The sequence below is a fragment of the Thauera humireducens genome, assembly GCF_001051995.2.
GTDB lineage: Bacteria > Pseudomonadota > Gammaproteobacteria > Burkholderiales > Rhodocyclaceae > Thauera > Thauera humireducens.
The window spans coordinates 1,388,814-1,406,677 of the sequence record NZ_CP014646.1; the positions used below are offsets into that span (position 1 = coordinate 1,388,814).

The following is a 17,864-nucleotide window of genomic DNA, read 5'->3' on the forward strand; positions in this document are numbered from 1 at the left end:
GGTGTGGGTCAGGTGCGCCAGTCGGGCGGCGGGGGTTCTTCGTAGTTCTGTTCCATCGAGGCCGGCATCACCGGAACGGCTTGGCCGATGTAGCGGAACATGTCGCTGCCGTGGCTGAACTCGTCGTGCAGCGGCCCCATGGGTTCGCCAGTCTGCGTGTGCAGCGCGCGGCGGTAGCGCTTCAGGCACTCCAGCAGCCGGCTGGTCTTGTCTTGGTCGAAATAGCACCGTGGGAACAGCATGCGGGCGACCTTGATGCCTTCCTCGACGCTTGTCTGTGCCAGAACGATCGGCTTACGCCCCATTTCTCGCAGAAGATCCTCGGTGCTCTTTCCCGTCTGGAAATTGCGCGTGCGGCCATCGTGCGGCAGATAGTCGTGACCCCAGCGATACGGGCGGCGCTCGATCTGCGCCACATACCAGTCGAGCGTGCGGTGCGAGTCCTCGATGTAGTCGATGATCCGGACGTCCATTGGCGAGCGCTGCACGAAGCCGATGGTCATGGCGTCGTTCCACCCCAAGTCCCACACGGTGTGCACCGGCAGCAGCGGGTCGTAGGGCACGCGCGCGACGCGGTTCTCGGCGTAGAGCGCTTGGATCTCGTGGCGATAGATCGCACCTTCGGCTACGGTGCGCGGTTTGCCTTCCCAGATGTGCTCGTAATCCTCCAGCAGCATCGAGCGCTTGGCCTTCAACCGCTCCTGGTTCAGCACTTCCGGGAACCACGGATTGTCGCGCCAGTTGATCTCGCAAACCCAGGTGTCGGGCGACGGCGTTGCGATGAATCGCTGGTACGTCTCGTCGGTGTCCATGTCCGGGTTGAGCGTCAGCCATATCTCCGATCCGTCCTTGCGGATGGTCGGGATGAGCACGTCCCATGACTTCTTGCTGACGCCGTGGGCCTCCTCGACCCACACAACGTCCACGCCCTCGAATGACTTGATCGAATCGACGGTGTGCGACTGCAGGCCGGAGAACAGGAACATCGAGCCGTTGGCGCCGCGGATCTCGGTATCGAGCACCTCGTAGAAGTCCTGAAGACCAAGGCGCACGATCGTGTCCTTCAGCAGGCGATGCACCGAGTCGCGCATCGACTTCTGAACCTCGCGCGCACACAGGATGCGAAGCGGCCTGTCTGCGGCAAGCACCAGCAGCGCGGCAGCGACAGCCCACGATTTCCCGCCACCACGGCCGCCGTGCATCACCTTGTAGCGGCGTGGCGTGAAAAGCCCTTCCAGCTTCTCGGTGATCTGCAGCTTTGCTATTGGCGGCTCGGCGAGCATCACGACTCGTCATCCTCGCTTCGAGCGGGCGGGCGCACGAACTCAACGGCAATGCGGGCCTTGATCGGCCCTCCTCCCTCGCCGACGTGCTCCTGCGTGACCTTGTCGCCAAAGCGGCGGGGCTTGAGTTTGCCCATAAGCCACTTCTTGTTGTCGGCCTCCAAGCGCACGATCGCTGCCGACGCCTTATCGACGGTCATCAGCGGCCTGCCGTCGACCACGATGGGCATCCCGGTATCTGGATCGAGGACAGGCACCCACGCCTTGTTGTGAAGTTCGGCCAGCTCTTCGGCCATGAACTCAGCCTGGGCCTCCTTCGCGCGCGCGTACTGGTCGCAGATCGGGTTGGCGCCGTTCTCGTCTTTCTCATTCAGCCAGCGTGCGACAGTTGCATAATCGGGAAGCGGGTGGCCTTGGTGCCCGGCGGCCAGAATGGTGGTGATGCTCTTCGAGCTTGATGCGATCGCATTGCACACCGCATCCATGACTTTCTCGCGGTTCCATTCCTTGCTGTTGATCTTGAACGGGTTGGCCGGTGCTTTTGCTGCAGCCTTGCGCGCAGCGGTGCCGGCGACTCGCTTCCTCGCGGCCGGCTTCTTCGGATCGGTGGACGTGGCGGTCTTACGAGTCATGCGCGGCATGCTCGCCAGCAGCCACGCGTCAATCCAGCCCTACAGGGGTTTAGGCCTTGTTCGATGCCAGCAGCGGCAGCGCCATCTGCTCTTCGGCATGCGCTGAGGTCAGCTCCTGCACGAGCCGCTCGAGCCTCCGCACCTTCGCGCTGAGCGTTGCTGCCATGAACTCCGCCTCGTGACCAATCTGAATGGCCGCGTACTGCTGCCCTGAGCCGGCCATGAGCTCACCGAGCACGCGAGATTCGCGCGGCGTCAGCTGCATCACTGTGTCCCCGATCTCGAGCACCGTCGTCCCGTCGGGCAGAAGCGTCCGGGTGATGAGCCTGGCCGGCTTGTGCTGCTCCATCGGAACGAAGACCCCGCGCTGCACCCGGCGAATCTTGCCGTTATCCAGCAGGTAACCAAGGCGGTCGTCGATCGTCGTCAGCTTCAGGCCGGTGAGTTCGGCCAGCGTCTCCCGGGTCACGATCTGCTCACGGGCGTGGATGTCCTGCACTGCCTCGAGCACGATCTCCGCTGTCGACTTCTTCGCGCAGCCCTGCTCCTTCACTCGAACACCTCCGCCGGCTGAACAATCACCTGCGCCATCGGACGCATGCCGTAACGCTTGCGAATCGCGACGTCGGTGATCTGCTTGTCGTCGCGCCACACGATGCCGTTGCACGCATCGGCGATCGCCTTGAGCACGTTGTCGCAGTCGGGCTTCGTGGTCGGGCGGATCTGCCCATCGAGCGCCTGGTTGCGCTTCTTCATCGACCAGGATGCCGGCGGCACCGTCACGAGGACCATACCGACGGCCACCGCGCCCTCCATTGGCGCACGTCCAGCCATGGCCTCTTGTGCCGCCATCGCCACCAGGTTCTCGTAGCGCGCAGTCTTCTCCGGCGTGTGCATCCGCACGCCGTCGCCCATCCTGAACGCTCTTGGGCGCCCCTTCCCTACCGGCTCACCCGGCACGACGAACTCGATCACCGCCAATCCCCCCTCTCCCCGCGATTGCCCTTTGCCCACTGTGCGTTCGCATCCGGAAGCAGTACCGAGTACCCGCTGCTTCGCTTCATCGCCTCGACTGCAGCCCGATTCCCCTGCGCCCGAAACCGCAGCAACTGGCGCACCAAACAGCGATGCTTGTGTTTCATGCCCCATGACTCACCTCGTTCGCGTTCAGGCAGCAATAGCGTCATAGCCTGCTGCAGCCCATGCACTGACCTGTTGCTCCGCGCTCATGCCGCGCTCCTGCCGTCGATCACGCGCAGCGGCTGCGAGGCCTCAATCGCAGCGGCCGACGCAGTCGCGAAGCCGATCAGCGGTCGTCTCGTTCCGCCCTGCATCACCGCTTCAGCCTTGGTCGCGTCGCCGATCAGTCGCGGCGGATCGGAACGCAGGCCGCGACGTACGTTTTCCGCCTCGGCGATACCAGTCAGGACCGGCGGATACTCGGGTCTCTCGTTGCGCATGGCGTAGCCGCGATAGCGGTTCTCGAACTCCTTGGCAACGAACGGCCACTCGTCCTCGCTCTTCGAGCTCAGACCAACCCATCCGCCCATGTCGTGGAGCACGCGGTGGATCAGGGCATCGTCGAACGCCACGCTGGCGTAGGGGCCGACGTGGCGCACGGCCTTGTCGATCTTTGCCCAGGCGCGCAGTGCGGAGTCCTGCGTTGTGCCGCCGAGCATGCGGCGCACGTCGGCAATCTTCGGCATGAACTGTCCGGTGTCGGGGTTCTGCACGTGGGCGTTCAGCGCGTGGCGCACGGCCGGCAGGTCAAGGTCTTTCAGCCCCTGCCAGTAGATCGCGATCACGCCCGGCGAGAGCGGCTTGCCGCAGTATTCGGCCACCGCCTGGAGCATGTCGGAGAACGCGTCGAATTCGTGTTGCTGCATGGGTTCAACCCTCGCCGAAGATCAGTCGCTTGGCCTCATCGGCCGCTTGTCGATTGCGGTCTGCCAACGTCGGGGATGCTCTCGGCAGCGGTCGCACCTTGGCCGCATCGCGGCGCCGGCCTTCAGCGGTGGCCAGCACCCAAGCCATGCCCTTGCCGGCCGCGTTCGGTTCGGCAGCAATGCCGCACAGCTCGTCGGCGGTGATGCCGGCTTGCAGCAGGGCGAGCAGTTTCGGGTGGCCTGGATTCACGCCCTGGATGCCCGATTCCCGCATCCGTCGGCAGATCGTGCCGGCCTCGGTGGGCTCGACTTCGGGGGAAGGCTCGGCAGAGGCGAGCGCGCCCGGATCCTCGTGCGTGCTACTGCGGTTCAGTGATTCGCTCGCTTTTGGTTCACCTGGTGTCTGGTGTCTGGTGCCTGGTGCTTGGTGAGCTTTCTGCTGGGTTTCGGAATCGGAACCCGACGAAAACCCATCGGGTTTCTGCTGGGTTTCCGAATCAGAACCGGTTGGGTTTTTGCGAGGACGCCCACCCTTCTTGCCGTTCTGCTGTGCCGTAACGATGCGCTGACGCGCTCGCTCGATTTCCTCGTCGGCACGCCCGTTGTGCCACACCCCATCGACCAGTTCGAAGAACTCCTCCAGCACGACATCAACGGCCTGGCGCTCCTCGTCTGAGCGAGCCCTAGCAAGGCGATAAGCCTGCGCCGCGGGGATGCCTGCCTCCGTGGAGTAATAGCGGTCGAGCAGGATGCGATACGCCCCGTGCTCAAGCATCGAGAGATGCCCCGTGTCCTTGGCGTAGTCGCCCAGGTGGTGCTCGTAGTAGTTCATCTGCCCACCCGCACATTCGCCAGCACCGCCTTCAACAGACCTGAGCGGCATGGAGTGAGACAATCATCCCCCCATGAGAAGAACGCGGTGAGGTATGCCAATGAACAAGTGCGACGACTGCTTGAAGCTACCCAAGGGGCGCCGCGCACCGCCACACCGAAGCCTCGCAAGCGTTGGCTATGCGGGCTCGTACGCCCCCGCCGGACAGCGGGCCGCGAACATTGAGAAGTACGTCTGTCGAGCGTGCGGGCAACGCTGGACGTTCGAGAACGACTCCAACGACGACTTCGTTGGATGGACAGAGCAGAACTGACCGTCACCTGAGGGGCACCGCAAGCCGCATCGTCCCCCACTTCGCGCGAGACGCTTACGACGTGGCGAATCATGCCGTCGCCCGCCACATGGCGCCTCATTCCCGCCCCCTACCCTTTTGTATTACCAAATCACGAAGCCGCGACGGCAGGATGTCGACATCGTCCTCATCCATGCAGTCGACCGTGATCAGGAACCGTGCGTACTCGCCCATCGTTGAGAAGCCCAATGCCCGCGCACGGCGCAGACCGAGCGTCTTGAGCTCTGCGGGCATTCGGAGCGAGAAACCATCGTCCATCGCGACGCCTGACGAGTCGGCCGCGCGGCGCGAGAACTGCGGATCGTCTCCGGCAGCGGCCTCGCCGGCCGGCTCTCGGGCGAACCAGGTGAAAGGATTGAGCAGAGACACTAGCGGTGCTCCAGGGGGTTTATGGGCGGCTTCCCCGATGCATATAGAATGGGAGTTCTCACGCAACCGTCATTCGCAAAGGGGAAGCCATGAACGAAATCGAAGCGATGAAGGCGAACGTCGACCTCATTCACGGCCGCCTGAACGCGGTGGAGGCAACGCTCCAAGCTCTTCTCCGTATGCACAGTCAGCCGAGAGAGGCGCTTGTTGCTGCCCTGACGGAGGCGTCACTCCGCGTCGAAATCGGCGCAGACACATGGCCCGTGTCAGATCGAACCATTGCCGCCACGAAAGATGCGCTGCGAGGTCTTCTGTCTGCGGCGCGGAACGACTCGTAGCAGTCACATACTGGCGGGTGCCGAGCTCCAACTGCTCGTACATCGCGGCGCCGATCACAGATCCGAGCCGGCCGGCGTCGATAGCGTCTTGCAGTCGCTGCTCCACTGCGGATCGGTCGCTCGACATCACGCCGCCCCCTGGCTGGGAATGACAACGGGGAGCAACCCACAATGGATACAATGAAGCTTCCACACACCATTGACTCCAAAGGGGTTGCTCATGAGCTTGATCAAGGACGCTTGGGACATCATCAAAGAGCGCAGCGAGTGGAAGGCCATGCAGGCTGCGGCACAGAAAGTCCCGGAATTGGAGGCGCGCATTGCGAAGCTGGAAGCGGCACTCGCAAACGGCGCGGCAGGCAACGTCTGCGACCACTGCGCATCGCCTCGGCTGACGCGCACTGGAAGCCGAAACAGCCGCAAGCTGCCAGGCGCCAAAGAAGCCATCTTCAAGTGCGACGACTGCGGAGACCTGAGCGCCTTCACGATTCCTGCTCCGAGGTAGCCCGCTTGTCTTCCCGGCCCTGCTCCCACTTGACAAAGGCGAGCACGGGCCTGGCAACAACGACCGCCATCAGCCAGCCCCAGGCGATTACTAGCTTTCGTGTCATGCGGCCTCCGGGCTCGATCTTGATGACGAACAGCGCACATGCTTTGCGTGGAGCGCGATCAGCGCCTGGCCGACCTCCCACTGAACAGTTGTCGTGCGGCCCCGCACAAGGTCAGACACAGCCGGCTGAGACAGACCAATGGCCTGCCCAATTTCGGTCTGCGTCATCCCCGCTTGGCACAGATCGAGGATTCGGGCTTTCGGGTCAAGGGTGATGGCTTTCGAAGTCATGATCGAAAGAGTATCGCCTATGCGATTTTTTTGCAATCGCCTATGCGGTTCTCGTTTAAATCACAATTGCGATATGGAAACCTTCGGTTATCGCGTCCGAGCGGCGCGCAAAACTCGCGGCATGACACAGACGCAGCTCGCTGCTGCCTCAGGGCTCTCTCAGACGACGATTTCTGACATCGAACGAGGCCGCAACGCCTCTTCGGCGGACATTGTTGCTCTTGCTCGCGCCCTTGACGTACGAGCGGAGTGGCTGGCAGACGGTCGCGGGCCTAGAAGCCTGTCGTCGTTTTCTGATGAAGCCAACGTCGCCCCTGCATATGCAATGAAGGGGCGCGTACCTCTGATCTCATCGGTACAGGCCGGCATGTGGACAGAGATCATCGACAACTTCCAACCGGGTGACGCTGAGGCATGGGTTGAATGCCATCGCGACCTGGGGCCGCACGGCTACGCGCTACGCGTCAAGGGTGAGTCGATGACGGCGCCGACCGGTGAGTACTCGTTCCCGCACGGGATGATCCTGTACGTCAATCCCAGCGCCGAGCCGTTGCCTGGCAAGTTCGTCGTCGTGCGGCGCAACGGGCACGAGGCAACCTTCAAGCGACTCACGCTTGTCGATGGCGAGATGTACCTCGAGGCGATCAACCCCGACTGGCCGAACCGCTACATCAAGCTCACCCCCGACGATCACATCTGTGGGGTCGTGGTCTATGCGGGCCTTGAGCTGCCGTAGTTTCATGTCCGCACAGATTACGATCGACCAGCTCATCTCATGGGTGCATCGCCTGACGCACTTTGCAGTCTGGGTTCCGCTGCCTCCTCAAGAGCATCAAGGCTAGACGCGTCGATCTGTAGCCGAACGAACGCCACTTATTGCCTATTGGTCCAACTATGGTTACCCCTGACATCCACCCTCCACCGAGCGACGACGATCTCGAGTCACACGACGGCCCGATGTTGCCCCAGGCGATCACCGCGGTCGGCTCGATGACCGTAATCCTTGCCAAGCTGCTTCTTCGTAAAGGGTTGATTGACGAGGATGAGCTGGTAAGCATGGTCGAGGCCACGCGCCTCAGTGCTCGCGAAGAGGGCAACTTCCCGATTGACCTTGTGCTGCACGCAACGATCATCTCCATTCTCAACAAGGGGGAGTCGTCATGAGCCGACCGCAGCCGATCGAGAACGTGATCGACTTCATGACCAAGATCGACAAGGGTCGGCCCCGCCGCTACGATGGGGGGAACGATGGAGATCCACCCGTGACTGACTATGTGACACATGCCGAATTCGCAGATGCTATGCACCGCATCGACGGACGCTTTGCGCAGGTCGATCAGCGGTTCGCACGCGTTGAGTCCCGGCTTGATCAGACCGCAACCAAGGAAGATGTGGCGTCAGTGAAGGCCGAAATCCATCGCGGCATCGTTGAGACGCAGCGCTGGATGATCGCCACTGTCGTGGGGCTGTTCATCGGCTTCGGCGGCTTGTTCATGGCCATGACGAATGCCCTTAAGCCTGCGGCGACCCAACCCGCAGCCGCGACTGCGCCTCCGGTTATCATCAACGTCCCGGCCCCCGTATTGGCGCCACCCTCCGCGCCAACACAGTAGCGCGCCCTCAGCCTTCTGATCCAGCCCGCCCCGACCGGGCTTTTTTACGCTCTCAGTCCGGCACGAGCCCGTAGCACCAACTCGAATGCCAGCGCTGCAACAAACGCCTCTTTGTTGCTCGATGTTCGATACGCCTGCATCAACAGCCCCATGACGCCGTCGGGGCCTTGGTCCAGAATGCGGTTGATCATTTCGGAATAGGATCCAATTTCCATGTCTTCTCTCCTGGGGCTGTGCCCTTACTGCATCAAGGATGTCGTGTTCCCGGTGGTGACAACCCGTTCCATCAAGGACTCGCCCAACGAATTCGATCTGTTCTGCGCCTGCCCAAGCTGCGAGCGGGCGTCCGTCGCGCACGTCGTCTTCGAAGACGCCAAGAAGCGCGGCTTCCAGCGCGACTGGCCCAAAGTCATTCGTCCCGAGCCGGGCATGAGCATCGAAATCACCCCCAAGCCGCCCATCGCGCGCGCGCCAGAGCACCTGCCCTCGCAGGTTGAAGCGCTGTTCATCCAGGGGGCAGACGCACTGATTCGCGACCACGACAACGGCGACGCCGCCGCAATGGTCTTTCGCAAGACACTCGAAGTTGCGCTCAAAACCCGCTGGCCGGACATGACCGGCACGCTCGCCCACCGCATCGACCTGCTTGCCGCCCGCCACGAAATCACCAAAAGCTTGGCCGAGTGGGCGCACGCCATCCGGTTCGACGATAATACCGCCGTGCATGACACTGACCCGGTAACGGTCGAATTCGCTCGCAACCTGCGCGACTTCACCGAACTTTTCCTGATGTACGTCTTCACGCTACCCGCCATGCTTGAGGAACGACGGCGCACGACATAGCGTCGCCGCGCCTCCTGATTCACAGCCCGCCCATCGCGGGCTTTTTTACGCCTATCGATCGAGGTGCGGGTGGATTATTTCATAAAAATATCGCCTATGCGATTGACTAATAGAATCGCCTATGCGATATTTTGCCCATCGTAGCACATCACAGCGCTGCGATGCCTTAACAACCAGACCAATACCACCGCCCGCACATGCTGCGAGAGTTGGCGGACATCGCGTGATCGAGACACGCGGCAATCCCGGCACCGCCAGGCCAAGACCTGCACGGACCGACTCGATAGGCGATCCCAGGCCGAAAAGCGGACCACGCGCAAGCGATCCGTGGGATAGGCAGCAGACCGACCGAACATCGACTGCACAGATGGGCTGGCTCCCAAAGCCGGCAACACTTGGCCGCTTCTCACGAGGCGGCACAAGAAAGAGGGCGCCCCGTGAAAAAAGCTGAACAGGGCACGCAAGCAGTACGAACGGGCGGACGTAGCGTGCCGCCGCTGTCAGGATCCCTCTTTCTTGTGGGTGAATGCGTGATTGAGTTTGGCTACACGTCGCTGAAGTGCCGCGGCGGAAGATATCCGTGTGGCGAGGCGCCCAGCCAAAGGGTCGGATCGGACCTCGCCAAACGCCGGTAAAACCGTACCGGCCCCCCACACGATCGCCCACAGGCCCGCAAGGGATGTGCTTTGGAGCGAACGCCGGTAAAGCGTAATCCGGCAAAATGCAGTACCAGCCCTCTCGGGGGCTTCCCTGGCTCGCTTCACCCCTTGTGGGCAGTCTGATCTACACCCGGCGCCCTCCTCCCGTCGGTTCAGCGAGGCGGGCCAGCAAAGCCCCTATCACCTCCCCTTTGGCCCGCCCTCGTGCGGGCCTTTTTTTTTCCGGAGTACGACATGTGCCTTCAGGAAGCCTACGAGCGGCGCGCGCTCGCCACTCACTACGCCGAACTGGACGACTCGATCGCCGAGGACGAGGCGATCGACGCCATCGCCGACCAGATCTGGGATCGCGAGGTCGGCACCCCGATCCGCGGCGCTGCGCTTGCCGAGGCGCTGACGGAGGTGCTTGCGACCTACGACCACGAAGACATGCAGCTGCTGATGTGCGCCGCCTTCGTCGGCGACGCGCACGTCGGAACGCTGCTAATGGACGAGGCACGCGGTTACCTCAATGCCAGGTGCCGCGAGAAGGCCCGCGAGCAGATCGAGCGCGACAAGCGCCTGGCTGAAGCTGAGGCCGTCGCCGATCGGATGGCTGCGTGATGAGCGCCGCGCTACTTGCAGTGATGTGGCTCGCCGCCGGGCTGCTGGTGGCGCGATGTGTAGGAATCAACCGTTCCCAGGAAGAGAACATGAACCCCAACAAGAAACCCGCCCCGCGTTGGCCAGCCTGGCTTGGAGTTGCCCTGATTTTCGCCGGATATGGCGCGCTTGAGGCGCACGACGCGCACACCGAGATGCTGATCGCCAAGGCCGATGCGGAAGCAGCGATCGCAGTTGCGCAGGTAGCCCGTCAGTACGGGATCGAGTGCGGAGAGCCGCACGCTGTCATCGCCGAGGCGCAACCATGAACGCCCCCGAGACGCTCCCGTCCCTCACCGTCCGCGCATCGTCCTGGGCAGGGCTCTTCGACTGCGCCTACCGGTGGGAGGGCATCCACCTCTTGAAGCTCCGAAACGTGGTCGGGCTTCGGGCAGCGCTTGGCACGGCCATCCATGCGGGTACCGCGGTGTTCGACCAGTCGCGCCTTGATGGGTCGGGGCTGACCGCTGATGACGCGGCCGGCGCCATGGTGGACACACTGCGCGACCCGGAGAACGAGTTCGACCCCGCTCGGGACGACATCACCATGTCCGAGGCCGAGCGCGTAGGCCTCGCTCTGGTCTCGAAGTACTGCACCGAGGTTTCGCCGAACTACGACTTCATCGCCGTCGAGATGGAGACCAAGCCGCTCGATATCGACTGCGGCAGCGGCGTGATCGTGCGCCTGACCGGGACCATGGACCGCGCCCGGATTCGGCGCCTTGGTGAGGGTGTCGGGATCGCTGACCTTAAGAGCGGATCCGCAGCTGTCCAGAAGGGCGCCGCGGTCACCAAGGGCCACGGTCCGCAGATCGGCACCTATGAACTCCTGTACGAGCACACGACGGGCCAACCCATCACCGACGACGCCGAGATCATCGGACTCAAGACCAAGGGCACGCCCGAGATCGCGACAGGAACGATCCGCAACGGCAAGCGCGTGATGGTCGGTACCGACGAACACCCGGGCCTCATCGAGTTCGCGGCCGAGATGTTCAAGACCGGCCGTTTCTACCCCAACGCCAAGTCGCTTCTGTGCTCGGACAAGTACTGCCCGCGCCATGCGACCTGCCCATTTCACGATTGACACACCAGGAGCCCACCACCATGGCAACCGCCAACCTCGCCGAACTGAAGCAAGGCCAGCAGCAACGCAATCTCGCGGAGATGAAGCCGAAAGACCAGATCGCCTACCTGCTCAAGAGCCGGCAAGCAGAGATCCAGAAGATGCTGCCCAAGCACCTGAACGCCGAGCGCCTGCTGAAGGTCGCGCAGATCGCCGCCACGACGACACCTGCCCTGGCGAAGTGTGACGTCCCGAGCCTCATCGGTGCGATCGGTCAGTGCGCGCAGATGGGCCTCGAGCCGAACACCGTGCTCGGTCACGCCTACCTGGTGCCGTTCAACACCAAGCGCAAGGACGCCAACGGGAATGAGCGTTGGGTGAATTCGGTGCAAGTCATCATTGGCTACAAGGGGCTGATCGACCTCGCCCGCCGCAGTGGTCAGATCGTTAGCATCGCCGCGCACGAGGTCTGCGTGGCCGACCACTTCGACATGGTCTACGGGCTGGACGAGAAGCTCGAGCACAAGCCCGCGCTCGGCGAGCGAGGCGACATCATCGGCTTCTACGCCGTGGCCAAGCTCAAGGACGGCGGCCATTGCTTCGAGTTCATGAGCCTGCACCAGGTGCGCGAAATCATGGCGGCCACCCAGAGCAAGGGCAAGTACGGCCCTTGGAAGGATCACTTCGTGGAGATGGGCCGCAAGACGGTGATCCGCCGGCTCGCGAAGTATCTGCCGCTCTCCATCGAGTTTCAGACCGCCGCCGCACTCGACGGCATGGCCGAGGCCGGTCGCGATCAGCAGCTCGACGCCTTCGACGGAGAGTTCTCGGTCGTCGCGGATGACGAGGCGCCGATCGGTAGTGACGGCTTCGATCCGCAGGACGACGAACTCCGCCAGGTCGAACAGAAACAGTCGAACACCATCCCGATGCAGGCACGCGTCCGAGCGGCAGAACACGTCGACGCCGAGACGGGCGAGATCCGCGAGTCAGCCGTCACTCAGCAACAGGACGACGGCGCCCCAGGCTTCGCCGACGCTCACGCTGCGGTGCGCGCTGGCGACTTCGACATCGCGCGCGACATTGCCCGCAAGCTGCCCGACGCCCAGCGCCAGCAGATCGAGACGGCGATCGCCAACCTGGAAGGCGGCCAGCAAGACGAATCGCCTGCACGTGGCCGCGGCCGCCAGCGCGGTCAGGGCGGGTTGGGCCTCGACTGACCGACCACAGGAGAACGACATGACCGCATCGCAGATCGTCGCTCGAGACGCCTACATCCGCACAACCCGCCACGATGGCAGATCGACCGTCACCCAGCATCGCGTTTGGGACGCCGAACGATTCTTGGCTGCACAGCAACGAGAAGCCATGGAGCGCGCCCGCAAGGACAACACGCCCCCGGACATCGTGATCTCGGCCACTGCGGAAGAGTACCGGCGCGCACGCAACTGATCACCGGGGCTGCGGAGGGCGAGCATTCGCGAAGACGCGTTCGCAGGAGCGCCCGGTCGCCGAGCGCAGCCCCACCCAACACAGCCCGCCTAGCGCGGGCTTTCTTCATGGAGCAAGCCATGCAAACCATCTACGAAGGCTCGCTTGACTCGGAGCTCTTTCGGCGAATCGCAAGCCAGACGGCAGACATCGACCTGAGCAAGCGAGACGCAGCGACGCGGGCGCGGCTCGATGAGATCGCGTCAGGCATGAAGACCGACCGCAAGGCCGTTCGCCGCATTGCGCGTATCGCAAAGCAGGTTCAGGCGTTCTCGCTGCGACTCGTCGGGAATGGGGCAGATGTTCCCGTTGCAACCGTCGTCACCGCCAAGGGATTCGAGAGCGCATGCAAGACGGCGCTGCGAACCTTCGGCGGGACATTCAAGAACCTCGAGCTCCCCGGTTATGCAATTCAAGAGCAGGGGGGGGGGGTAATCACATGCCTCTCGACAAGCTCATGAATAGGAACTGACCATGTACTTCAAGAACGCACAGATTTACCGCCTCTCGCCGGAGTGGCCGATCGCGCTCGAAGCCCTGCACGAGCAGCTTGCGAAGCGCGCCTTTACCCCCTGCGGCAGCCAGGACACGGAGCGCTGCGGCTGGATCGAGCCCTACGAGGGCGCCGGCCTTGTGCACGCCGTCGGCGACAACTGGATGGTGTGCATGCAGACCGAGACGAAGCTCCTGCCGGCCGCCGTCGTGCAGCAGGAGGCGGAGAGGCGGGCCGTGGAGATCGCCGAGCAGCAGGGCTACAAGCTCGGCCGCAAGCAGATGAAGGAGTTGCGCGAGCAGATCACGCAGGAACTGCTGCCGCGTGCCTTCACACGTTCCCGCAAGACCTTCGCATGGATCAACGTCGCCGCCGGCTGGCTGGTGATCGACGCTGCCAGCCAAAGCAAGGCCGAGGATGTGCTGGAGCAGCTGCGCCACACGCTCGACACCTTCCCGGTTTCGCTGCTGCGCACCGAGCGCTCGCCCATGTCGGCAATGGCCGGATGGCTGGCCGGTGAGGCGCCCGAGGGCTTCACGATCGACCAGGACTTCGCGCTGCAGTCGGTCAGCGAAGACAGGGCGCGCGCCACGTTCAAGGGCCACGACCCCGACGACGTGCACGTCACCGAGCACCTGGAGGCTGGGCGCCTGCCAATCAAGCTGGCGATGACCTACGACGACCGGATCAGCTTCACGCTGACTGAGTGTGGCGAGATCAAGCGCCTGGACTTCCTCGATGTGGTCCGCGATCAGGCCAGGGCCGACGATCACGACGACGCCATGGCGCTCTTCAGCGCTGAGTTTGCGCTGATGACGGGCGAGCTGCTGCGGTTGCTGGCGGCGATCGTGGAGGCGATGGGCGGCGAGATTGTACGAGATCCCGATCTTGTGGATCAGGCGAAGGAGAAAACATGAAAATCCATCACATTGCCGTCCAGAACTTTCTGGGCGCGCGAACCATAGACCTTCCCCTCACGCAGCCCGTGACGCTCTTGTCCGGGATGAACGGCACCGGCAAGTCGTCGCTGCGGGACGCGATCAGCTTTGCGCTCACCGCCGACCTGTGCCGCATCTCGAAGAAGGGCGAAGCCGCGGCGCTCATCAGCGAAGGGGCGACGAGCGCTCGGGTGTTCGTGCAGACCGACGAGCGCGACTTCGAAGTCACCATCTCCAAGGCCGGGAAGATCACCGACGGCGCCGCCGGCACCGAGCCGCACGCAGCCCTCCCCTTCGTCCTCGACCCGTCTCGGCTTGCACGTCTGACCGACACCGAGCGCCGCGGCTTCCTGTTCGGCCTGCTGGGCATCGAGACGAGCCACAAGGCCATCGGCGAGCGCCTGACGCGCAAAGGCCTGGACGAGCAGAAGATCGCCGCCGTGCTGCCGGTGCTGCGCGCTGGCTTCGCTGCAGGCGAGAAGCACGCCAAGGAACTGGCGTCTCAGGCCCGCGGCGCCTGGAAGGCCGTGACCGGCGAAGCCTACGGCGACAAGAAGGCCGAAGGCTGGCAGCCGGCCGCGGTTGATGTAGCCGGCGACCCGGCGAAGAAGGCCGAGCATGCCCGCGCCCAAGTTGGGGAGTGCGAGGTGCTGATCGCCAGCCTGCAGCAGCAGATCGGCGCAGCGCGGGCCGCCCGCCAAGCATTCGAGGCCGAGGCGATCCGCCGTGAACGGCTGCGCGATCAGGCCAAGATGGCCGATCGCATCCGCGACCGGCTCAAGACCGCCGAGGAGAACGTCGAAGCCTGCCGCGCGCAGCTCGCGGCGGCCGGCGGTGGCGAAGACCCGCGCGCACCCGGCTCGTACCTGCTGCGTGGGCTGGCGAGCGTAACCGCGGAGTTCGTGGCAGTTGCTGATGACGTTGACCCCGAACTCACCAACCGCGCAAACGCCCACCTCGCCGAGTACCGCAAGCTCCACGGTGACCCGAACACGGAGCCCGGCGACCCGGCCCGCGCCGACGAGATCCGCCGAGGCCTACAGACGGCCGAGTCCGGCGCCGCCAACGCCCGCCGAGACCTGGCCGCCGCAGAGGCTGCAGCCGCCGAACTCTCCGAGCTCGAGAAGACCCCGCTCGAAGCGCGGGCCAGCGTCGGCGACATCGAGGAGCAGCTGCGCGCACTCACCACCAAGCGCGACGAGTGGCGCGCAGATGAGCGCAAGTACCGTGAGGCAGCCGGAGACGCCGAGCGCCGCGCCCAGCAGATCGAAGACGCCGCCCGCCACCACGCCGACGTGCAGCAGTGGTTGGCCATCGCAGACGCCCTATCGCCCGACGGCATCCAGGCCGAGATGATCGCCGAAGCGCTGGACCCGCTGAACGCAACGCTGGCCGAACATGCAGCACTCGCGCAGTGGCAGCCACCGCGCATCGGTCCCGACATGCTCATCACGGTTGGGGGGCGGGCCTACAGCCTGTGCTCTGAAAGCGAGCGCTGGCGTGCCGATGCGCTGATCGCGCTCACGATTGCGCAGCTCTCAGGCCTGCGGTTCGTCGTGCTGGATCGGCTGGACGTGCTGGACGCCACCGGCCGCGAGGACGCGCTGTTCTGGCTCTCTGACCTGGCTGAAGCCGGACAGATCGGCACCGCCATCGTGCTGGCGACGCTCAAGAGCGCCCCGGCGGCCGCCGCACTGCCGGCGCATATCGCAAGTCACTGGATCGAGCGCGGCACCCTGATTGCCACCCACACCAACCAGCAAGCCCTGGAGGCAGCATGAAGCCCATCCTGTTCTACGATTCGGAGACGCAATCGCTTCCGTTGTGGAATCAACCCAGCGATCACCCCGACCAGCCCCACATCGTCCAACTCGCTGCCCTTCTGGTCGATCCCGGCACGCGCGAGACCATCGCCAGCATGGACGTGATCGTTCGCCCCGATGGCTGGACGATTCCCGCCGATGTCGCGGCGGTGCACGGCATCACGACCGAGCGCGCAATCACCGTCGGCGTGTCCGAGAGCATTGCGCTCGGGCTCTTCATGGACCTGTGGCACGCCGCCGATTTTCGTGTCGGGCACAACGAGAGCTTCGACGCCAGAATCATCCGCATCGCCCAACACCGCTTCGAATGTGGCGAACTCGACGTGTGGAAGGAAGGCCGCGCGGAGTGCACCGCCCGGTTGGCAACGCCCATCTGTGCCCTGCCTCCGACCGAGAAAATGAAGGCCGCCAAGCGCTTCCACCACAAGACGCCGAACCTGAGCGAGGCCTACCGTCACCTCACCGGCCGCGAGTTGGAGAACGCACACAGCGCAATGGCTGACGTGCTCGCCTGCAGGGACGTATATTTCAACATCATCGACATGAAGGAAGCAGCATGAAGGCCCCCAACTACACCGGCGAGGAAGTGCTCGCGATCCGCAAGAAGCTTCATATGAACCAGATGGAGTTCTGGGGGCCCCTCGGCATCACGCAGAGCGGCGGCAGCCGCTACGAGTCGGGGCGCAACATCCCGCGCCCTGTGCAGCGCCTACTGGCGATCGCCTATGGCACCGAGAAGCAGTCCGCCGCGGCTGTCGAAGCCCTGCGCAAACGCGACGCCTGATCAGCCCCCACCCTGCACCACCGAGCCCCGCCATCGAGCGGGGCTTTTCTTTGAGGAAACGAAGATGCAGACCTACATCGGGACCAAGATCATCCGCGCTCTGCCGATGACCAGGCAGGAATACAACGACTACCGCGGCTGGCAGCTACCGGCCGATGAGAACGGCGACGACGAGGGCTATCTGGTCGAGTACGTCGACGGAGGCAAGGCCAACGACCAGCGGCACGCCGGCTATATCAGTTGGAGTCCGAAAGATGTGTTCGAGCGCTCTTACCGGCCGATGCAAGGCCATGGCTTGCCGCCGCACCAGCAGCGCGTCGCTGAGGAGAAATACGAACTTAACGAGAAGCTCGGCAAGCTGCTGGCCTTCTTTCAAACCGAGATTTTTTCATCCCTGCCGGAAGCCGAGCGTTCGCGCCTGCGCAATCAAGCGCGCTTCATGGATGGGTATTCCGCCGTGCTGCAAGAGCGCATCGTGGCGTTCGGAGAACAGCAATGAACGACCAAGATCTCGAGCAGGCCATTCAATCCAAGGGCCTGACTGCGCCGCGCATCACCCTGGCGGACATCGACGCGCTGATGAGCCGCATCGTCTACACGTTCGACGTGCGCCCGAACGGCTCGACCACGACGCTGGCGCATGCCTTCCTTGACGGGAAGTTCTACCTCGCCACCGGTGTGTCGTCCTGCGTGTCTGTCGAGAACTTCGACGCCGAGCTGGGCAAGGACATGGCCATGGGCAGCGCGAAGGCCGCGGCGGAGGACAAGCTGTGGGAGCTGGAAGGCTACGCGCTGTGGAAGCGGATGGCGGAGCCGTCTATCCAGCTCACCCCTTTCGAGGTGCAGTCCGGCCTTGATCGCGTCCGTTTCGCCGAGGGGCTGATCCGTCAGCTACCCGCCGACCATGATGGGCGCAATACGTGGCTGCTGAACTACGGCCAGAAGTAAGAGAAACCACCAAGCCCGCCGAGTGCGGGCT

General features: G+C 63.8%; 27 protein-coding genes. 18 read left to right on the plus strand and 9 right to left on the minus strand.

Features of this window, described 5'->3' with window-relative positions; translation table 11 throughout:
• Window positions 1-8: 8 nt before the first annotated feature.
• The 7 genes from AC731_RS06525 to AC731_RS06555 form a co-directional block, all read right to left on the minus strand.
• On the minus strand, window positions 9-1,283 hold the full coding sequence (locus tag AC731_RS06525; protein WP_048704803.1) for a PBSX family phage terminase large subunit: 1,275 nt from the start codon (window positions 1,281-1,283) through the stop codon (window positions 9-11).
• Window positions 1,283-1,915 carry a terminase small subunit-like protein gene (locus tag AC731_RS06530; RefSeq protein ID WP_156480648.1) on the minus strand — a complete coding sequence of 211 codons (633 nt, stop codon included), beginning with the start codon at window positions 1,913-1,915 and terminating at the stop codon, window positions 1,283-1,285. The genes AC731_RS06525 and AC731_RS06530 overlap by 1 nt, the downstream gene beginning before the upstream one ends.
• A 49-nt stretch (window positions 1,916-1,964) precedes the next feature.
• On the minus strand, window positions 1,965-2,468 hold the full coding sequence (locus AC731_RS06535; protein ID WP_048704808.1) for a hypothetical protein: 504 nt from the start codon (window positions 2,466-2,468) through the stop codon (window positions 1,965-1,967).
• Window positions 2,465-2,890 (minus strand): RusA family crossover junction endodeoxyribonuclease, encoded by a 426-nt coding sequence (locus AC731_RS06540; RefSeq protein WP_048704818.1) that lies wholly within the window; start codon window positions 2,888-2,890, stop codon window positions 2,465-2,467. The genes AC731_RS06535 and AC731_RS06540 overlap by 4 nt, the downstream gene beginning before the upstream one ends.
• Window positions 2,891-3,141: 251 nt before the next feature.
• On the minus strand, window positions 3,142-3,801 hold the full coding sequence (locus AC731_RS06545; protein WP_048704811.1) for a DUF6475 domain-containing protein: 660 nt from the start codon (window positions 3,799-3,801) through the stop codon (window positions 3,142-3,144).
• A gap of 4 nt (window positions 3,802-3,805) precedes the next feature.
• On the minus strand, window positions 3,806-4,633 hold the full coding sequence (locus AC731_RS19495; protein WP_082794257.1) for a YdaU family protein: 828 nt from the start codon (window positions 4,631-4,633) through the stop codon (window positions 3,806-3,808).
• A 409-nt stretch (window positions 4,634-5,042) separates the two neighbouring features.
• Window positions 5,043-5,354 carry a hypothetical protein gene (locus tag AC731_RS06555; protein ID WP_048704814.1) on the minus strand — a complete coding sequence of 104 codons (312 nt, stop codon included), beginning with the start codon at window positions 5,352-5,354 and terminating at the stop codon, window positions 5,043-5,045.
• Window positions 5,355-5,443: 89 nt separating this feature from the next.
• Here AC731_RS06555 and AC731_RS06560 point away from each other — a divergent pair, with 89 nt between their 5' ends.
• Both AC731_RS06560 and AC731_RS06565 read left to right on the plus strand, forming a co-directional pair.
• Complete coding sequence (locus AC731_RS06560; protein ID WP_048704816.1) at window positions 5,444-5,692, plus strand: hypothetical protein; 249 nt, start codon at window positions 5,444-5,446, stop codon at window positions 5,690-5,692.
• A 220-nt stretch (window positions 5,693-5,912) separates the two neighbouring features.
• Window positions 5,913-6,197, plus strand: coding sequence for a hypothetical protein (locus AC731_RS06565; RefSeq protein ID WP_048703119.1), 285 nt, complete (start codon window positions 5,913-5,915; stop codon window positions 6,195-6,197).
• Between the two features lie 102 nt (window positions 6,198-6,299).
• Here AC731_RS06565 and AC731_RS20400 read toward each other — a convergent pair whose 3' ends face one another.
• Window positions 6,300-6,533, minus strand: a complete 234-nt coding sequence (locus AC731_RS20400) for a helix-turn-helix domain-containing protein (RefSeq protein WP_062450069.1) — start codon at window positions 6,531-6,533, stop codon at window positions 6,300-6,302.
• On the opposite strand from AC731_RS20400, the gene AC731_RS19500 reads away from it, so the two are divergent.
• From AC731_RS19500 to AC731_RS06585, 3 genes are all read left to right on the plus strand, one after another.
• Window positions 6,517-7,269 carry a LexA family protein gene (locus tag AC731_RS19500; protein ID WP_237266614.1) on the plus strand — a complete coding sequence of 251 codons (753 nt, stop codon included), beginning with the start codon at window positions 6,517-6,519 and terminating at the stop codon, window positions 7,267-7,269. The genes AC731_RS20400 and AC731_RS19500 overlap by 17 nt on opposite strands.
• A gap of 158 nt (window positions 7,270-7,427) precedes the next feature.
• Entirely contained in the window at window positions 7,428-7,697 is a 270-nt protein-coding gene (locus AC731_RS06580; protein ID WP_048703114.1) for a hypothetical protein, read from the plus strand.
• Entirely contained in the window at window positions 7,694-8,146 is a 453-nt protein-coding gene (locus tag AC731_RS06585; RefSeq protein ID WP_048703111.1) for a hypothetical protein, read from the plus strand. Before AC731_RS06580 ends, AC731_RS06585 begins: the two co-directional genes overlap by 4 nt.
• A gap of 44 nt (window positions 8,147-8,190) precedes the next feature.
• Here the strand turns inward: AC731_RS06585 and AC731_RS19835 are convergent, their stop codons facing one another.
• Window positions 8,191-8,361, minus strand: a complete 171-nt coding sequence (locus AC731_RS19835; protein WP_156480661.1) for a hypothetical protein — start codon at window positions 8,359-8,361, stop codon at window positions 8,191-8,193.
• On the opposite strand from AC731_RS19835, the gene AC731_RS06590 reads away from it, so the two are divergent.
• The 13 genes from AC731_RS06590 to AC731_RS06650 all read left to right on the plus strand — a co-directional run bounded on the left by AC731_RS06590 (window position 8,360) and on the right by AC731_RS06650 (window position 17,833).
• Window positions 8,360-8,989: a DUF4145 domain-containing protein gene (locus AC731_RS06590; protein WP_048703106.1), complete on the plus strand. Its 630-nt coding sequence runs from the start codon at window positions 8,360-8,362 to the stop codon at window positions 8,987-8,989. The genes AC731_RS19835 and AC731_RS06590 overlap by 2 nt on opposite strands.
• A gap of 893 nt (window positions 8,990-9,882) precedes the next feature.
• Window positions 9,883-10,251: a hypothetical protein gene (locus AC731_RS06595; RefSeq protein WP_048703103.1), complete on the plus strand. Its 369-nt coding sequence runs from the start codon at window positions 9,883-9,885 to the stop codon at window positions 10,249-10,251.
• Window positions 10,251-10,559 carry a hypothetical protein gene (locus tag AC731_RS06600; protein WP_048703099.1) on the plus strand — a complete coding sequence of 103 codons (309 nt, stop codon included), beginning with the start codon at window positions 10,251-10,253 and terminating at the stop codon, window positions 10,557-10,559. Before AC731_RS06595 ends, AC731_RS06600 begins: the two co-directional genes overlap by 1 nt.
• Window positions 10,556-11,377, plus strand: a complete 822-nt coding sequence (locus AC731_RS06605; RefSeq protein WP_048703096.1) for a RecB family exonuclease — start codon at window positions 10,556-10,558, stop codon at window positions 11,375-11,377. Before AC731_RS06600 ends, AC731_RS06605 begins: the two co-directional genes overlap by 4 nt.
• Before the next feature lie 20 nt (window positions 11,378-11,397).
• Window positions 11,398-12,576, plus strand: coding sequence for a recombinase RecT (locus tag AC731_RS06610; protein ID WP_169800058.1), 1,179 nt, complete (start codon window positions 11,398-11,400; stop codon window positions 12,574-12,576).
• A gap of 19 nt (window positions 12,577-12,595) precedes the next feature.
• A complete protein-coding gene (locus tag AC731_RS06615; RefSeq protein ID WP_048703093.1) occupies window positions 12,596-12,808 on the plus strand; it encodes a hypothetical protein in 213 nt (70 codons plus the stop codon).
• A 119-nt stretch (window positions 12,809-12,927) separates the two neighbouring features.
• Window positions 12,928-13,308 (plus strand): hypothetical protein, encoded by a 381-nt coding sequence (locus AC731_RS06620; RefSeq protein ID WP_048703089.1) that lies wholly within the window; start codon window positions 12,928-12,930, stop codon window positions 13,306-13,308.
• Window positions 13,309-13,321: 13 nt separating this feature from the next.
• The gene (locus AC731_RS06625; RefSeq protein ID WP_048703086.1) at window positions 13,322-14,257 is read left to right on the plus strand and encodes a recombination-associated protein RdgC; all 936 of its coding nucleotides are present in this window, start codon (window positions 13,322-13,324) and stop codon (window positions 14,255-14,257) included.
• Window positions 14,254-16,059 carry an AAA family ATPase gene (locus AC731_RS06630; protein ID WP_062450072.1) on the plus strand — a complete coding sequence of 602 codons (1,806 nt, stop codon included), beginning with the start codon at window positions 14,254-14,256 and terminating at the stop codon, window positions 16,057-16,059. Before AC731_RS06625 ends, AC731_RS06630 begins: the two co-directional genes overlap by 4 nt.
• Complete coding sequence (locus AC731_RS06635) at window positions 16,056-16,661, plus strand: 3'-5' exonuclease (RefSeq protein ID WP_048703084.1); 606 nt, start codon at window positions 16,056-16,058, stop codon at window positions 16,659-16,661. The genes AC731_RS06630 and AC731_RS06635 overlap by 4 nt, the downstream gene beginning before the upstream one ends.
• Window positions 16,658-16,885 (plus strand): helix-turn-helix domain-containing protein, encoded by a 228-nt coding sequence (locus AC731_RS06640; protein WP_048703083.1) that lies wholly within the window; start codon window positions 16,658-16,660, stop codon window positions 16,883-16,885. The genes AC731_RS06635 and AC731_RS06640 overlap by 4 nt, the downstream gene beginning before the upstream one ends.
• A gap of 64 nt (window positions 16,886-16,949) precedes the next feature.
• On the plus strand, window positions 16,950-17,384 hold the full coding sequence (locus AC731_RS19505) for a crAss001_48 related protein (RefSeq protein WP_053085797.1): 435 nt from the start codon (window positions 16,950-16,952) through the stop codon (window positions 17,382-17,384).
• On the plus strand, window positions 17,381-17,833 hold the full coding sequence (locus tag AC731_RS06650) for a Gp49 family protein (RefSeq protein WP_156480662.1): 453 nt from the start codon (window positions 17,381-17,383) through the stop codon (window positions 17,831-17,833). Before AC731_RS19505 ends, AC731_RS06650 begins: the two co-directional genes overlap by 4 nt.
• Window positions 17,834-17,864 lie beyond the last annotated feature (31 nt).

Coding starts and splice junctions, on each gene's coding strand:
- AC731_RS06525 (WP_048704803.1), bottom strand. CDS start 1,283: ATGCTCGCCGAGCCGCCAATAGCAAAGCTGCAGATCACCGAGAAGCTG.
- AC731_RS06530 (WP_156480648.1), bottom strand. CDS start 1,915: ATGACTCGTAAGACCGCCACGTCCACCGATCCGAAGAAGCCGGCCGCG.
- AC731_RS06545 (WP_048704811.1), bottom strand. CDS start 3,801: ATGCAGCAACACGAATTCGACGCGTTCTCCGACATGCTCCAGGCGGTG.
- AC731_RS19495 (WP_082794257.1), bottom strand. CDS start 4,633: ATGAACTACTACGAGCACCACCTGGGCGACTACGCCAAGGACACGGGG.
- AC731_RS06560 (WP_048704816.1), top strand. CDS start 5,444: ATGAACGAAATCGAAGCGATGAAGGCGAACGTCGACCTCATTCACGGC.
- AC731_RS06565 (WP_048703119.1), top strand. CDS start 5,913: ATGAGCTTGATCAAGGACGCTTGGGACATCATCAAAGAGCGCAGCGAG.
- AC731_RS19500 (WP_237266614.1), top strand. CDS start 6,517: ATGGCTTTCGAAGTCATGATCGAAAGAGTATCGCCTATGCGATTTTTT.
- AC731_RS20400 (WP_062450069.1), bottom strand. CDS start 6,533: ATGACTTCGAAAGCCATCACCCTTGACCCGAAAGCCCGAATCCTCGAT.
- AC731_RS06580 (WP_048703114.1), top strand. CDS start 7,428: ATGGTTACCCCTGACATCCACCCTCCACCGAGCGACGACGATCTCGAG.
- AC731_RS06585 (WP_048703111.1), top strand. CDS start 7,694: ATGAGCCGACCGCAGCCGATCGAGAACGTGATCGACTTCATGACCAAG.
- AC731_RS06590 (WP_048703106.1), top strand. CDS start 8,360: ATGTCTTCTCTCCTGGGGCTGTGCCCTTACTGCATCAAGGATGTCGTG.
- AC731_RS19835 (WP_156480661.1), bottom strand. CDS start 8,361: ATGGAAATTGGATCCTATTCCGAAATGATCAACCGCATTCTGGACCAA.
- AC731_RS06595 (WP_048703103.1), top strand. CDS start 9,883: ATGTGCCTTCAGGAAGCCTACGAGCGGCGCGCGCTCGCCACTCACTAC.
- AC731_RS06600 (WP_048703099.1), top strand. CDS start 10,251: ATGAGCGCCGCGCTACTTGCAGTGATGTGGCTCGCCGCCGGGCTGCTG.
- AC731_RS06605 (WP_048703096.1), top strand. CDS start 10,556: ATGAACGCCCCCGAGACGCTCCCGTCCCTCACCGTCCGCGCATCGTCC.
- AC731_RS06610 (WP_169800058.1), top strand. CDS start 11,398: ATGGCAACCGCCAACCTCGCCGAACTGAAGCAAGGCCAGCAGCAACGC.
- AC731_RS06615 (WP_048703093.1), top strand. CDS start 12,596: ATGACCGCATCGCAGATCGTCGCTCGAGACGCCTACATCCGCACAACC.
- AC731_RS06620 (WP_048703089.1), top strand. CDS start 12,928: ATGCAAACCATCTACGAAGGCTCGCTTGACTCGGAGCTCTTTCGGCGA.
- AC731_RS06625 (WP_048703086.1), top strand. CDS start 13,322: ATGTACTTCAAGAACGCACAGATTTACCGCCTCTCGCCGGAGTGGCCG.
- AC731_RS06630 (WP_062450072.1), top strand. CDS start 14,254: ATGAAAATCCATCACATTGCCGTCCAGAACTTTCTGGGCGCGCGAACC.
- AC731_RS06635 (WP_048703084.1), top strand. CDS start 16,056: ATGAAGCCCATCCTGTTCTACGATTCGGAGACGCAATCGCTTCCGTTG.
- AC731_RS06640 (WP_048703083.1), top strand. CDS start 16,658: ATGAAGGCCCCCAACTACACCGGCGAGGAAGTGCTCGCGATCCGCAAG.
- AC731_RS19505 (WP_053085797.1), top strand. CDS start 16,950: ATGCAGACCTACATCGGGACCAAGATCATCCGCGCTCTGCCGATGACC.
- AC731_RS06650 (WP_156480662.1), top strand. CDS start 17,381: ATGAACGACCAAGATCTCGAGCAGGCCATTCAATCCAAGGGCCTGACT.